Raw genomic sequence first — 13,159 nt, 5'->3', positions numbered from 1 at the left:
CGCCGAGGTTTCGAGCGTTTTATGTAAAAAATGGTTTGGGCGCTGACGCTTAATGGCGGCCCTGTCCCGGGCGCAGCTTGCCAGCGCACACGACAGGCATCGATCAAGACACCCTGAGACAGGAGAGGCACCCTGGACGCTGTTAAATCTAAACAGTCGAGTCAACCATCGGCCGCTGCCCAAGCTCCAGGGTCGCCTGCGCCTGCGCCTGCGCAGAGCACAGCCTTGAGCCAGGAGCTCGTGACCACTGGGAACTGTCCCTGCGCTGAAGGATTGCCTTTGGGTAGCGCTGTCGGCTCGGCCTCGCGCCAGGTTCCGGCCCAGTTTTCGCGTGACGATCCGAACCCTGGTGATCTGAACAAGAGCCATGCCCTACGCGGCTCGAAAAGTGGGATGCCGGATCCGCGACGCAAACAAAAACTGCAGGCATTACAACAGAAGAAAGAGGTCGCGAGGTTGGCCGCTGTTAAGTTCGAAGATAACTGGCTTGAAGTGTTGGAATACTTGGGCTGTATCTTAAGCGCGGAACATATATGGAGGATTTATCTCCTGCTGGAAGGTGCCAGCAAAAGTCAGGGCCTTGCCGGCGAGTTGAATCATGCGGCCAATATCCACCATGCCAATAGACGGTTGGATTTGGAGGACCCGAAACTTTGTTCTGCATCAAAACAGAGGGCCGTAATAGAAGAACGTCTTCACGCGTTGCTCAAACTGGATGAAACCTACCATTCGATCAGTGATATTTATAATTCGACAAAAAAATCATACGCTGAAATTCTTGAAGAAGGGCTTGAATCTCGCGACTTAGTAAGACAGGTCCTCGTTAAAAGCGGTATGGAGAACCAGCTTAAAGAGACAGCCGCTGCTCGGGTGCGTGTGATTAAAGCGATCGAACGTTTTCGGGATTTGCTGCGAGAAGAGCGAACTCGAAGCTCGATGAACTACCCCTCACCGCACCAGACAAAACGACTGCGCGGGCTGCAAGCTCACGCCAGTTGTCCAAGCGCCCTCCTAAGTCGGCTGCCCCATCGAAACCCCAAAAACCTGTCAGCAGTACGCCAACCAATCGAGTCAATTTCAATGCGCAAGCGGATGACAATCCGAAAACAGTGCTCACCTTGACTGGCAAGCCGCGCTCGGACAATGCAGGTATTATTGATATCTTGAACAGCCGTGGTCAGCGCACGGCAACCTATATTCGTTCGCCTAACCAGCAGCTGTTTTTGAAGTATTCGCCTCCCGACAGGGCCAGTGGTGCTAAAACTGGCGCCAGTAAAGTCAGTTTGAGTGAGTTGTCCGAGCAGATGAAAAACATGTTGTTGGAAGTGGCCGAAGGCGAAAAGATGGCCGATTACATTCGTAGCCAATCTTGGTCGAGTCCCAGGAGCGCATATGATCTTCTTGAGTACCAAGCCAATAAGCTCCGCACCTTCGCCGCCGAAGTCGAAGAGAGTAAGCAGGGGTTACCCACTGCAGCGGATCGCGAGAGTGCCGGTAACATGGCCCAAACCCTGGAAACTAGGGCGGCAGATCTTGTCAAGCAAGGGCAAAGCACACGCATTGAGCGGATTTTACGCGCCCCGCCGACCCCTGAGCACTTAATGTATTTGAGTGATCTCGGTCTACTGGGCATTACCCAGACAGTGAGTAGGAGGCCCGGTAAGCGCATGGTGTTCGATCCTGTCACTAACAGCCAGTCCAGACAAACGGACTTCCTGGATGAGTTTGAGATAACGGTCAGCGGCCAACCCTGGGCTTACGCCCATATGCATTACCCGGCCGCTGATACACCTGCCGAATCTTTCGCCAGAGCGCATTTGAAAAAGATTAATCAAAGGGGTACCACAGGGGAGGGTACTCATTACGGTACTTTTTACCGCGCACTGTTCAAGAAGATCTTCCTATAGGGCGCCCTTGACGCCCTTTGCCCAGCGGGGCCAAGCCCGTCATCAAGACCAGAAAGTGAAAGTGGGTGTACGGAAAATGAGCGGGTCGATGATGTTTTGTAAGCTCGCCATAACGCCCACATTCCAAGCCGTAATCTGATGACCGATGCTGTGCTCCCGATTTTTTTCAGGAGCCAGCCACCATGATGCGCCCCGACGCCAAAGTTGAAAAAGTGTACCTGTACCGCAAGCCCGTGGATTTCCGAAAATCCAACGGTCTGACCGCTTTGGTTGAGTTGGATATCAACGTCGCGGTGTTCGACCCGGTGCTTTTTATTTTGCTCAATATAACCCGTAATCGGGTCAAAGTGTTGTATGGGGACCGCCGGTTGCTTGCATGCTTATTGTCATGGTGGCTGGCTCCAAGTATGTATAAAAACATCCTCATCACGACTGCTTTCGGGCGCTATGCTAACGAAGGCTCATCGTCAAGGTCGCTCCGCTCTCGGTGGGCAAGAAATATCAAGGCTTCTTGCGCTACGCTCTTTTGCCTGAAGTTGAGGACAGGGCTTCCAGTAGCACCTTTGCTTGACGAGCGTGGAGTGACGGCTGCCTTTGAGCAACGATGTTTTCGCTGGTTAATGGCGTGTTACCTACTTTGACGGTTGCGATCTTATCGACTGTCGCTTGGATAAAAGCTTCAAGCTGCTCAACCAATTGTTTCTTAGCATCGTCCACAGATTCGAAGCCAAGGCGCTTGGCGGTGGCAGCTTTGGGGTTTTTCAGCAGTCGTTGGGCATTAGCAATGAGTTTTTCGCAGATCTGTTCTGTTGATTCTACGCCTGCTTGACCTGACGACCGTGCCCCCTGAGGCGGAGAGCTGTTCTTTATCGGCATCAGGGCGTTTGAACCGTTACGAGCTGACAGGAGGCTGGTAGGGAGGCGGCTAGGCGGCGCGACATGTTGGCTCGAGGCAATATTGTTCGCGCGACTACAATTTGCTTTAGGTGCTACCTTTGATAAGTGTTCCAACTGTGCTCACCTCCCTCGAACTACCCATAACGCTACCCCTCGCTCTGCCTGGTTGTATAAACGATTATCCAGGCTGATGCCCGGCCCCGTTCATGTTTAGCTGATTACAGGAGTGGACAAAGAATCGGCATCAGACATCGGGCCAAGATCTGTCTTTTCAAGCGTTTCCTGGCGCTTTATCTCCGTAAATTGATGGAATGATACTTTTTCACCGAGCATGGTGGATTTCTGGCCCGCTGAAGCACTTATAAAAGGCACGTATTTTTTCACCCATGATTCGGTTTCTTGCTGTGCAAGATGTGCCTGGCGATTGAACAATGGCGACCTGGTTGCTTACGATAGCGGTTTAGCGTTCAACACGACACGTTGTTGAATGATATTCCGCTATCGCGAGCAGGCTCGCTCCCACAGGGGGGGGGTGGTGGGAGTGGCGTGGTACCTCGGCGCCGCGGCAGCCGACGAGGAAGTGGAAGTCACAGGCTTGGTCCGCGGGTCTAAGTGTTAGTGCTGCTCAAATACCTTTCGCAGATCTCGGACGGAGATTGATATCACCTCCTGGGCTTCATTTTTCTTCTCCTTATTCATAAGTAACGTCGAGAGTTTTACGAAATGGTCAGTTGTAGTCTGGTCGCGATTGTCTTGTTTTATGTCGTGTCCGACACCTAAGCCAATAGCGTACAAAGTAGAGTTGCAAATGTGATCGTTACTTGCAAGGTGTCGTATCAGCTCGTGCCCGAGTTTGAATGAAGTTGCAGGGTCTGGTTTCATGTCGATCAATCTGCCTCTTGGTGATTGCTCGCCTGTAATACTCGTCGGGATTTTTGCGTCGGCATTTGCTCTTGAATTTTCACATACGATAACCGCGAGCCCGAGAGAGGTGATTCTATCGTTCTGGTTTGTGTGGCGATCTATGTTCGAAATATTTTTCAAATGTTGATTTTCGTGCACGGCTTTGGCTAGTAAAGGTTCGTTGACTATGACTTGAAAGTGCATAGGCGTGTTTTTGGTTTTGATAATGCGGGCTTTAGTCGGGTTTTTCAGAATGCGGTTACAGGTGCTCGGATTGATTGCGCAGGGGGGCGGCGAAATCGCTGGTTGGCGGGTTGCTGTCGTGTGTTCAATCATGGTGTTACCTTGTTTTATGGTATGAGTGATCCAAATAAGAATAGACGTAAAAAGACCGAAGTCTTTCAAAAAACACTCATGCCAGCATTGGACTCATACCTATTGATTCATCGGGCGGTCGCGAGAGTCGGGTGCAACTTTTCCCCCTTCGCTAAGGCGCTAAGCGAACGATGGCGACCTGGTTGCTCGCGATAGCGGTTTAACGTTCAACACGTTGTTGAATGATATTCCGCTATCGCGAGCAGGCTCGCTCCCACAGGGGGTGGGTGGGGCTAGTGGGAGTGGCGTGATACCTCGGCGCCGCGGCAGCCGACCAGGAAGTCGAAGTCACAGCCTTGGTCCGCCTGCAGTACGTGGTCTATGTACAGCTGGCGATAGCCGTAGAGGATCATCTGCGGCGGCGGTTGCCGGTCTGCCATGCGCGCCGCGAGTTCGGGCGAACCTGCTGACCTCGAGCAGTTTGGCGAGCTGACGGCGTTGCTGGAACAGAAGGTCGGACGGATCCTGCTCAACGGCTACCCGACGGGTGTCGAGGTCTGCGATTCGATGGTGCATGGCGGGCCATACCCGGCGACTTCAGATGCCCGGGGTACTTCGGTCGGTACGCTGGCAATCGACCGCTTCCTGCGGCCCGTGTGCTTCCAGAACTACCCCGACAGCCTGCTGCCGGATGCGCTGAAAAATGCCAACCCATTGGGCATTCAACGCCTGGTGGATGGCCAGCCGAGTCGCGACGCCCTCTGACATTCCCCTGTAAGAGCTGCCGCAGGCTGCGATCTTTTGATCTTTTGATCTTTTGATTTGGAATGTATTGAAATTGCGACAAAGCAGATCAAAAGATCGCAGCCTGCGGCAGCTCCTACGGGGAGGGTGTGTGATATTGGGGTGGTGGGCAGGGATAATCCCGACCACCGCATTGAGCTATCATTGCGTCTTTCTTTTGAAGATTGACTGCCATGACCGATACCTTGCTCAACGCCCTCGAACACTGCGACATGCTGGAAATCGACGGGCTGCATGCCTTCGATTTCTCTCTCGATGACGACGATAACCTGCATATCGAATGCATGGACGGCCGGGCGCTCAAGCGGTGGGCGTTCAGCATGGCGCAAATCCAGGCGGCGACGTTTGACGCGGCCTTGAAGAGCTGGATCATCACCGGCGACTCCGGCGAGCACCGCCTGGTGCCGATGGAAGCCATCGGCGGTGACAACGAGGAGGACGACGAGCATGCGGATGCGTAATTTCTGGCCGTTGCTGATGGCTGGCAGTGTGGGCGCCATGGGTGTGCAGGCAGCACCCACGGCGGATTACCAGTTGCTGGTTGGCACCTACACCGCCGGCGCGAGTCAGGGCATCTACCGCCTGAACTTCGACAGCGCCACCGGCCAGATCGACGCGAAGCCGCTGCAGGTGGTCGAGAGTGAAAATCCTTCCTGGCTGACCTTGTCCCGGGACCAGCGTCACCTGTTCGTGGTCAACGAAAACGGCCCCGGTCAGAAAGACCCGGTCGGGCGCGTCAGCAGCTACTCAATCGATCCGAAAACCCATGCCCTGAGCCTGATCAATCAGGTGCAGAGCCTGGGCAACGAGCCGACTCATTCAAGCCTCAGTGCAGACGCCAGCCACTTGTTCGTCAGCAATTATTCCGTGGTCGAAGACCCGGGCGGCACTCTGGCGGTGTTGCCGGTGGGCGCGGATGGCAAACTGAAAACCGTGGTGCAGTTGAGCAGCCATGCCTCCAGTCGGGTCAACCCCGAGCGGCAGATGTCGGCGCACGTGCATTCGACCGTGTCCTCGCCAGACGGCAACTACGTCTTCTCCAACGACCTGGGCGCCGATAAGGTGTTTGTCTATCGCTTCGACCCCAAGGCCAATCCGGATTTGCCGCTGGTGGCAGCCACCCCTGCGTCCGTCCAGTTACCACCCGGTAGTGGGCCGCGGCACTTGCTGTTCAGCGGCAATGGCAAGTATGCCTGGCTGACCATGGAAATGAGTGCGCAAGTGGCCGTCTTTGACTATCAGGACGGCAAGCTTGCGCAGACGCAAATGGTCGAGCTGGCCGCCGGCCAGCCGGCATCGGACAAAGCCGCCGCTGCGCTGCATGCATCGGCGGATGGCAAGTTCCTGTATGTCAGCAACCGGGGTACCGCTAACGAGCTGCTGGTGTTCGCCATTGATCCTGCCACTGGCCAGCTCAAGGAGCTGCAGCGTCGCTCGGTGGAAGGCGACCACCCGCGCGAGTTTGCCCTCGACCCAAGCGGCAAGTTCCTGCTGATTGCCAATCAGAAGAGCAACCAGATTGTCGTGGTCGAACGCGATGCCCAGAGCGGTCTGCTGGGTAAAACCGTGCAGAAGCTGCCAATGGATGCCCCCAGCGACCTCAAGTTTCTGGTGCGTCAATAGGCCGCAGCCCCCGGTTGATGGGGCTTGCGCTGTTCTATCAATGAGGCTGATATCTGGAAGTGCTACAAAGCATTTCAGGGCAGTAACCCTCGGAGGTTAAGTTTGCTTCACGGCCCCACCGGGCAAGCAAGCCAACTGACTCCGAGGATTACCGCCATGAACTTCAATCTCTTCTCCGTAATCGCCGCATCCGCCATTTCCGCTACCGTTGTGTTGCCCACCAGCGCCAGCGTGGAAATCAGCAACAAAAAATCCCACACCCAGAGCTACACCCAGAAATACCTGCAGCAGAGCGCCAACTTCTACGCTGCCCTGGATCACAAAACCCAAGCCTGAAATTCACGAATTGCATCGCGCGCTCCTGTAGGAGCTGCCGAAGGCTGCGATCGTTTGATCTTGCTTTTTTAAAGATCAAAGTCAAAAGATCGCAGCCTTCGGCAGCTCCTACGCGCGCGCGTGTGTGTGTACGCGCGTGTGCTCATTGGTTTGTTTAAACGTCGCGATAGACCGGTTTAATGATCAAGCAAGCTGATGATCACTATGGAAAACCCTGAGTGGTTGGCCTGGGTTTTTTGATTGATCCTGTGGGCTCTGAAACATGCCCACGGGAGAACACCATGGCCAGCGCAATCCTCACCTCCGCCAAACACGGCGCCTACCTGGCCATCGGTCTCTACGTGGTCCTGGTGTCGTTCGTCAGTATCTCGGCGCACATGCAGCATGATTTTGAAGCACCGATTCAGGTCGCTTATCCCGCCATCCAGTTTGAACACCGCGTGCAGAACGCCGTGGTTGATCACCCAGACGTGGCGGGAGTGGCAGGGTCATGAAAGGCAGCAAACTCGGGGTGGTGGCTTTTTTGGCGTTCATGACCAATGGCACGTCACTGGCAGGCGTCGGGCAAGGCTCGGCTGGCGCTGTAGCACGGTCAATCGAAGCCAATCACAACATGGCTCACAATATTCAGACCGCCAAGTCCTTGGGGCTCATGGCTGGAAACCCTCCTGCCAAGCGCGCTGGTGATTTTTTCGGGCCGTTCCAGGTGGATTGCTCGGTGCTGCGGATGTGCGAAGTGTTGGCCTAACCCACCGAACCCGCGTACACGGGTACACGGGTACACGGGTACACGGGGGTTCATTTTTGCATGATCGAGGTGAACAACTCTGATTCGATGAAGCGCTGCAACCAGGCCTGCAACCGAACATACGGCGTCTGCGCAAACCACGCCCTGTCCACGTGCGCAAACTGCCGCACGAACGGCATCAATGCCACATCCGCCAGACACGGATGATCGGCCAGCAAGTAGTCATTACGCTGCAGCAGCTCATCCAGTTTGCTCAAGAATTTCTCACCCTCGGCCCGGTAGAACGCCATCGGCTGTTCGGGATAACGCTCGGCGTACTTGTAGTGATTGAGGTGCACCTTGAACACCTGGTCGTTTTCCTCGATCAACGCACAGGACTGTGCCTGACCGGCAGGATCATCCTTGAGCGACCAGTCCGCCGGATCGTTCTGTTCCAGTGCCCAGCGCATGATCGCCAGGCTCTCATCGATCACCGCGCCGTCGATGCTCAGCACCGGCACCGTGCCCTTGGGTGACAGTGCGAGCATCTCTGGTGGCTTGGCCTTCAGGCTGACCTCGACGATCTCCACGGCAACCGCCGAGTAGCGCAGGGCCATGCGTGCCCGCATGGCGTATGGGCAGCGGCGGAAGGAATAAAGCGTAGTCATTTGACCTCCAGGGTACTCAGGCCATTGCCCTGGCGGTGGACCTGGATCTGCACCGGAATTCGCTCATGCATTTCCTGTACGTGGGAAATCACCGCGACCTTGCGACCCTGGGCCTGCAGGCCGTCGAGGGCGTCCATGGCCAGTTGCAGGGATTCCGGATCGAGGCTGCCGAAGCCTTCGTCGATGAACAGCGATTCGATCTTCAGGGTGCTCGAGGCCATCGATGCCAGGCCCAGGGCCAGGGCCAATGACACCAGGAAGGTCTCGCCGCCGGACAGCGAATGCACGGACCGCAGCTCATCGCCCATCTCGGTGTCCATCACCAGCAGACCGAGCATGCTGCCACCGCGCTTCAAGCGATAGCGCCGCACCAGCTGGCGTAACTGCACGTTGGCGTGGTGCACCAGCAAGTCGAGGTTGTAGGCCTGGGCGATCTTGCGGAAGGTGTCGCCGGTGGCCGAGCCGATCAGCGCGCTGAGCCGCGCCCAGCGCTGGTATTCGGCATAGGCGTCGGCAATTCGTTGCGCCAGTGCCTGATTGGCGGTCTGCCGGCGTTGGTCCTCCGCCTGCTCGGCGCGCAATTCAGCGCAAAGGTGTTCGCTGGCGGCGAGCTGGCCCTGCAGCTCGGCGAGCGCGGTCGCCAGTTGCTCTGCGTCCAGATTGCCGTTGTGCTGCGCCTGATGACTGGCCAGGCGCTTGTCGCGCTCATGCAGCAGCACCTTGGCTTGCTCCAGGGCTTTTTCATTGAGCTGCAAGCGTTGACGTAATTGGCCGAGCTGCTGGTCGTCGACGCCAAGTAGCTGTTCAAGCCCGCCGTCATCCAGCTCCGGGTGCAAGGCGCGCCAGTCGACGATCTTCGCACTCAGCTCGCGCTCTTCGGCTTCCAGGGCGATCAGGTGCTCCTGCTGCGCCTTGAGCTCGGCGGCCAACTGCACCAGGCCCGTGCGCACCGATTGCAGCTCCTGGCTGACTGCCGCTTGGGCATTGCGCGCCTGCTCAACCGCCTGATCCAGTTGCTGCTGCCAGTGTTCGGCGCTGTCATGGGCACCCAACAACTGGGCAAGTTGCTGTTGGCAGGCCTGTTGCTGCTCGGCGAGGGCGTTGAACTGCTGCAGCGCCGCTTCCAGCTGCTGGACGCGCGTCAGTTGGCGATCCTGTTCCTTCTCCAGCGTCTGCTGGCGTTGTTGCTGCTCACTGAGTTCGTCGCGTTGCTGATCAAGCTGTTCCAGGCGCTGGGTGATCTGCCGGTCCAGCTGCATGAAGGTCGCGGCCGGCTCATTGCGCAAGGCGTCCAGCGTCTCGGCGGGGAGCAGGCTGCTGAAGGCGCTCAGTTCCTCATCCAGGCGCTGGCGATCATTGCCCAGCTCGCGTTGCTGATTGGCCAGGTGCTGGGTCGCCTGCTGGCTCGCGGTCTCGGCGTTGCGCAGCTGCTGTTGCAGGCGCGCGGCGTCCTGTTGCAGGGTGAGCAGGGCGGTTTGGCGCAGTTCGTCCTGGCTGATGCTCTGGTTTAACTGGCTGTTTTGCTGGGCCAGCCAGGCATCGCGCCGAGCGCCGTCCTGGTTGAACAGTTGGGCCGACAGTGGGTGCGCTTGGAGGCTCGGCGCCAGGCTGCCTTGTTGCGCGACCAGTTGCTCCTGCTGTTGCAGCAACTCCTTTTGCTGGGCGATGACGCCGCCGACCTCGGTGCGCAGGTCCGTGAGTTTTTCCTTGAGCGCATCCACCACTTGCTGGGCGTTGGCCTGTTCACTCTCATCGTGGCGGCCCAGGCTTTGCAACAACGCCTCGGGCTGATGATAAGGATGGTCGGGGCTGCCGCAGACCGGGCAGGGCTGATCGGCCTGCAATTGCTCGCGCAGCTCTTCGACACTGGCGCTGCGGGCCAGGCGCTGGCGCTCGAGCAGTTCACGGGTGACGGTCAGGGTCTGTTCGGCGACAGCCAGTTCGTTCCTGGTCTTGACCCCGTCCTGGGTCAGCCGCTCGCGTTCCTGCTGGGCTGCGCCCTGGCGCTGCTGCAGTTCGGCGACACGTTGGTCGAGCGCCTGCTGGCTGGCCCACAGTCGCGTCAGTTCTTCGAATGCGCGCAGTTGCTTGCGGTTGTCCTGCAACAGATTGCCGAGCAACTGGATCTGTTCGGCCACCGCCTCCGGCTCGGCACCAGCCTCTTTGTAGAGCACTTCCAGATTGTGTTTTTGCCCGGCCCATTCCGCAGCGGCCTGGCTGGCTTGTTGCTCCAGGGACGCCAGCTCCGCCTGGCCCTTGTTCAGGCGATTACCGATCAGCATCAATTGCTGCAAGCGGTCGCGGTAGGCATTCCAGGCATCGCTCAGCGGGGCCAGGTGAGTGCTTTGCTCAAGCTCGGCGCCAATGCGCTGCAGGCGTTCGACCACTCGTTGCTGCTGATCGAGCAGCCCTTGAATGGTGTTTTGACCTTCGCTGCAGGCCTGTTCGGCCTGCTGCTTGCGTTCGGCGCTGAGGCCGGTGTCCTTGATCAGGCGGGCGAGGCTGCTTTGCGCTTCGAAGGCCTGGCGCAGCAGTGGCGCGCCCGATGTGTGCTGAGCCTGTGCCTCGCTCAGCGCTGCTTGTGCATTGCCCAGGCTCTGTTCGAGTTGTGCCTGGCGCGCCTGCAGATCCTGTTGTTGCCGGGTCTGCTGCTGAATCTGCGCAGCCAAGGGCGCAAGCCGGGCCTTGAGTTCGCTCTGGCGGGCGAACTGGTGCCTTTGTGGCGCCAATTGCTCCAGGCGAGTCAACTTCAGACGATCGCCGGCCAGGTGCTGCCAATCCTGTTGGGCGCTGGTCAATTGTTCGGTGGCGCCCCGTTGTTCGTCCTGCAATTGGCGCAGTTCCTTGAGCCAGGTGTGCTGCAACTCAAGCTGCTTGAGTTGCGCCTGCTGGTGCTTGAGTTGCTGCTGCGCCTGGTTGAAACGTTCATCGAGTTCGGCTCGAGCTTCGGGCGGCAACGGCGTTACGCCGGTGGCCTGGTCCTGCAACAGCTTGTGGGCCTCACGGGCGTCCCTGGTCTTGTCGAACGCGCGACGACCGAGGCGGGTGTACAAGGCCGTGTCGGTGAGTTTCTCCAGCAGTTCGCTGCGTTCGTTGTCGTTGGCCTTGAGGAAGGCGCTGAACTCGCTTTGGGCGAGCAGGACGGCGCGGGTGAACTGCTCGAAATTCAGGCCCAGAACGGCTTCAAGCTGCACCTTGAATTCGACCTTCTGACTGGCCAGCAATTGATCCTGGTCGAGGTCGCGCAGGCTCTGGCGACTGGCCTGCAACTTGCCACCGGCTTTCTCCCGAGCGCGATTGGCTTCCCAGCGCGCGCGGTAACGGCGGCCGTCGATGCCGACGAAGTCGACTTCGGCATAGCCTTCGCCCGTACCGCGACGCAGCAGGGTGCGTGGGTCGCCGGTACTGATTTCGCCGTCGGCGTCGGGGGCCTTGGCGGACACCTGGGCATTGCTCAGCCGTGGCACGGCGCCGAACAACGCCAGGCACAGGGCATCGAGCAAAGTACTTTTGCCGGCACCGGTGGGCCCGGTGATGGCGAACAGACCCGCGCTGGCCAACGGCTCGGCGGTGAAGTCGATTTCAAATGGCCCGGCCAGGGAGGCGAGGTTTTTCAGGCGGATCGCGAGGATCTTCATGGCTGTTCGCTCTCGGTCTGAACGTCCTGCAATAACTCGGCGAAGTCTTTGAGCGTCTGCTCATCGACCTCACTCCCGTAGTTGTCCTGCCAGGCGCGGCTGAACAGTTCCTGCGGCGTGAGCTGGTCCAGCTCGATCAGTGCCATGGCGTCCTTGGCACCGTCGCGCCCGCCATTGCCGGCGTACTCGGCGGCGATGCGTACCAGGCGCACGGCCTTGCCTTGCAGGGCGGTCTCGACCTGGTGGCGCAAGTCCGGCTGCGGCTCGTCGAGGCGCACGCGCACCTCCAGCCAGGGCTGGCGCTGGACGTCGGCCAGCAGGTCGATGTTGGGCAAGTCGGCCAGTTGCAGGAGAATGTCCGCCAGGGGCGCGGGGCCGATGCGCTGCAGGTTGACCGCCCGGGGGATGAGCTTGGGTTCGACGCTGACCAGGGTCTCGCCATCCAGCGTGATGTCGAGGATCTGGTGCCGATAACCGATTTCGGAAAACGACAAGGGGATCGGCGAGCCGCTGTAGCGGATCCGTTCTTCGCCGTTGACCTTCTGCGGCTTGTGCAGGTGACCCAGTGCCACGTAGCTGATGCTTGGGCCGAACAGGCTGGCCGGCAGCGCTTCGGCATTGCCGATGATCAGGCTGCGCTCGGAGTCTTCGGACACCGAGCCGCCCGCCATGTGGGCGTGGCTGATGGCGATCAGCGCCTGCCCGGGCTTGCGCTTGGCATTGGCGGCGGCGATCAGCCATTCGTGCACCTGGCCGATCCCGCGCAGGTAGTTGTCGCCCAACTGCGCGCCGGTGACTTCCGCCGGGCGCAGGAACGGCAGCGCCAGGCACCAGCCTACGACCTTGCCTTTGGCATTGGGCAGCGGCAGCAGCAGGCGTTCGGCGTCGAGCTGCCCGTCGTCGAGCCACAGCACCCGACCCAGGGCATGCGTGCGCAAGCGGCGCATCAAGGGGGCAGGCAGTTCGATACGTGAACCGGAATCGTGGTTGCCGGCGATCATCACAATGGTCAGCTTGGGTTGCTGCTCATGGGCGCTGACGATGAAGTCGTAGAGGCGTTCCTGGGCCTTGACCGGCGGGTTGACGGTGTCGAACACGTCGCCGGCGATCAGCAGCACATCAGGCTGGTCGAGTTTCAGTTGGCGCAGCAGCCAGTCAAGAAAGCAGCCGTGTTCGAAATCGCGTTCCTGCCCGTGCAGGTTTTGCCCAAGGTGCCAGTCGGAGGTGTGGAACAGACGCAAGGCAAACTCCGTTGGAGATAAGGTGATGGCCGCGTGAACAATGAAAGCGGCGAAAGGGGGAGAGTTTACTGGCAAAAAGTCAGGAATGCCCAAAGGCAGA

The 13,159-nt window shown here is 58.6% G+C and carries 14 protein-coding genes and 1 pseudogene; 9 read left to right on the top strand and 6 right to left on the bottom strand.

The window, feature by feature from the left end; all coding sequences use genetic code 11:
• Positions 1-279: 279 nt before the first annotated feature.
• The 3 genes from AAEZ05_RS04125 to tnpB all read left to right on the top strand — a co-directional run bounded on the left by AAEZ05_RS04125 (position 280) and on the right by tnpB (position 2,548).
• The gene (locus AAEZ05_RS04125; RefSeq protein ID WP_350646676.1) at positions 280-1,122 is read left to right on the top strand and encodes a hypothetical protein; all 843 of its coding nucleotides are present in this window, start codon (positions 280-282) and stop codon (positions 1,120-1,122) included.
• Complete coding sequence (locus AAEZ05_RS04120; RefSeq protein ID WP_350646675.1) at positions 1,119-1,907, top strand: hypothetical protein; 789 nt, start codon at positions 1,119-1,121, stop codon at positions 1,905-1,907. Before AAEZ05_RS04125 ends, AAEZ05_RS04120 begins: the two co-directional genes overlap by 4 nt.
• A 182-nt stretch (positions 1,908-2,089) precedes the next feature.
• Complete coding sequence (tnpB, locus tag AAEZ05_RS04115) at positions 2,090-2,548, top strand: IS66 family insertion sequence element accessory protein TnpB (RefSeq protein WP_350646674.1); 459 nt, start codon at positions 2,090-2,092, stop codon at positions 2,546-2,548.
• Positions 2,549-3,014: 466 nt separating this feature from the next.
• Here tnpB and AAEZ05_RS04110 read toward each other — a convergent pair whose 3' ends face one another.
• The 3 genes from AAEZ05_RS04110 to AAEZ05_RS04100 form a co-directional block, all read right to left on the bottom strand.
• Positions 3,015-3,236 carry a hypothetical protein gene (locus AAEZ05_RS04110; RefSeq protein ID WP_350646673.1) on the bottom strand — a complete coding sequence of 74 codons (222 nt, stop codon included), beginning with the start codon at positions 3,234-3,236 and terminating at the stop codon, positions 3,015-3,017.
• Between the two features lie 183 nt (positions 3,237-3,419).
• Positions 3,420-4,043, bottom strand: a complete 624-nt coding sequence (locus tag AAEZ05_RS04105; protein WP_205892294.1) for a hypothetical protein — start codon at positions 4,041-4,043, stop codon at positions 3,420-3,422.
• A 272-nt stretch (positions 4,044-4,315) separates the two neighbouring features.
• The gene (locus AAEZ05_RS04100) at positions 4,316-4,462 is read right to left on the bottom strand and encodes a hypothetical protein (RefSeq protein WP_350646759.1); all 147 of its coding nucleotides are present in this window, start codon (positions 4,460-4,462) and stop codon (positions 4,316-4,318) included.
• Positions 4,463-4,478: 16 nt separating this feature from the next.
• On the opposite strand from AAEZ05_RS04100, the pseudogene AAEZ05_RS04095 reads away from it, so the two are divergent.
• The 6 genes and pseudogenes from AAEZ05_RS04095 to AAEZ05_RS04070 all read left to right on the top strand — a co-directional run.
• Positions 4,479-4,787, top strand: a pseudogene (locus AAEZ05_RS04095) (aldehyde dehydrogenase (NADP(+))); the annotation flags it as partial.
• A 203-nt stretch (positions 4,788-4,990) separates the two neighbouring features.
• Positions 4,991-5,287 (top strand): DUF5629 family protein, encoded by a 297-nt coding sequence (locus tag AAEZ05_RS04090; RefSeq protein ID WP_045058649.1) that lies wholly within the window; start codon positions 4,991-4,993, stop codon positions 5,285-5,287.
• Entirely contained in the window at positions 5,274-6,449 is a 1,176-nt protein-coding gene (locus AAEZ05_RS04085; protein WP_350646672.1) for a lactonase family protein, read from the top strand. The genes AAEZ05_RS04090 and AAEZ05_RS04085 overlap by 14 nt, the downstream gene beginning before the upstream one ends.
• Before the next feature lie 156 nt (positions 6,450-6,605).
• Entirely contained in the window at positions 6,606-6,785 is a 180-nt protein-coding gene (locus AAEZ05_RS04080) for a hypothetical protein (RefSeq protein ID WP_045058647.1), read from the top strand.
• Between the two features lie 281 nt (positions 6,786-7,066).
• Positions 7,067-7,279 carry a hypothetical protein gene (locus tag AAEZ05_RS04075; protein WP_045058646.1) on the top strand — a complete coding sequence of 71 codons (213 nt, stop codon included), beginning with the start codon at positions 7,067-7,069 and terminating at the stop codon, positions 7,277-7,279.
• Positions 7,276-7,533 carry a hypothetical protein gene (locus AAEZ05_RS04070; RefSeq protein ID WP_205892296.1) on the top strand — a complete coding sequence of 86 codons (258 nt, stop codon included), beginning with the start codon at positions 7,276-7,278 and terminating at the stop codon, positions 7,531-7,533. Before AAEZ05_RS04075 ends, AAEZ05_RS04070 begins: the two co-directional genes overlap by 4 nt.
• 50 nt (positions 7,534-7,583) lie before the next feature.
• Here AAEZ05_RS04070 and AAEZ05_RS04065 read toward each other — a convergent pair whose 3' ends face one another.
• From AAEZ05_RS04065 to AAEZ05_RS04055, 3 genes are read right to left on the bottom strand one after another with little or no spacing between them, the layout of a single operon-like run.
• Positions 7,584-8,180 carry a glutathione S-transferase gene (locus AAEZ05_RS04065; RefSeq protein ID WP_350646671.1) on the bottom strand — a complete coding sequence of 199 codons (597 nt, stop codon included), beginning with the start codon at positions 8,178-8,180 and terminating at the stop codon, positions 7,584-7,586.
• Complete coding sequence (locus tag AAEZ05_RS04060; RefSeq protein WP_205892298.1) at positions 8,177-11,818, bottom strand: SbcC/MukB-like Walker B domain-containing protein; 3,642 nt, start codon at positions 11,816-11,818, stop codon at positions 8,177-8,179. The genes AAEZ05_RS04065 and AAEZ05_RS04060 overlap by 4 nt, the downstream gene beginning before the upstream one ends.
• Positions 11,815-13,059 carry an exonuclease SbcCD subunit D C-terminal domain-containing protein gene (locus AAEZ05_RS04055; protein WP_350646670.1) on the bottom strand — a complete coding sequence of 415 codons (1,245 nt, stop codon included), beginning with the start codon at positions 13,057-13,059 and terminating at the stop codon, positions 11,815-11,817. The genes AAEZ05_RS04060 and AAEZ05_RS04055 overlap by 4 nt, the downstream gene beginning before the upstream one ends.
• Between the last annotated feature and the right edge of the window lie 100 nt (positions 13,060-13,159).

This window comes from Pseudomonas sp. HY13-MNA-CIBAN-0226 (assembly GCF_040310305.1).
GTDB lineage: Bacteria > Pseudomonadota > Gammaproteobacteria > Pseudomonadales > Pseudomonadaceae > Aquipseudomonas > Aquipseudomonas gregormendelii.
The sequence above is the reverse complement of the archived record's forward strand: the minus strand, read 5'-3'. Positions and strand labels throughout refer to the sequence as shown.

Excerpts from the sequence above, each read along its gene's own strand:
- AAEZ05_RS04080 (WP_045058647.1), top strand. The coding sequence starts at position 6,606 with ATGAACTTCAATCTCTTCTCCGTAATCGCCGCATCCGCCATTTCCGCT.
- AAEZ05_RS04070 (WP_205892296.1), top strand. The coding sequence starts at position 7,276 with ATGAAAGGCAGCAAACTCGGGGTGGTGGCTTTTTTGGCGTTCATGACC.
- tnpB (WP_350646674.1), top strand. The coding sequence starts at position 2,090 with ATGATGCGCCCCGACGCCAAAGTTGAAAAAGTGTACCTGTACCGCAAG.
- AAEZ05_RS04065 (WP_350646671.1), bottom strand. The coding sequence starts at position 8,180 with ATGACTACGCTTTATTCCTTCCGCCGCTGCCCATACGCCATGCGGGCA.
- AAEZ05_RS04085 (WP_350646672.1), top strand. The coding sequence starts at position 5,274 with ATGCGGATGCGTAATTTCTGGCCGTTGCTGATGGCTGGCAGTGTGGGC.
- AAEZ05_RS04105 (WP_205892294.1), bottom strand. The coding sequence starts at position 4,043 with ATGATTGAACACACGACAGCAACCCGCCAACCAGCGATTTCGCCGCCC.
- AAEZ05_RS04100 (WP_350646759.1), bottom strand. The coding sequence starts at position 4,462 with ATGGCAGACCGGCAACCGCCGCCGCAGATGATCCTCTACGGCTATCGC.
- AAEZ05_RS04075 (WP_045058646.1), top strand. The coding sequence starts at position 7,067 with ATGGCCAGCGCAATCCTCACCTCCGCCAAACACGGCGCCTACCTGGCC.
- AAEZ05_RS04060 (WP_205892298.1), bottom strand. The coding sequence starts at position 11,818 with ATGAAGATCCTCGCGATCCGCCTGAAAAACCTCGCCTCCCTGGCCGGG.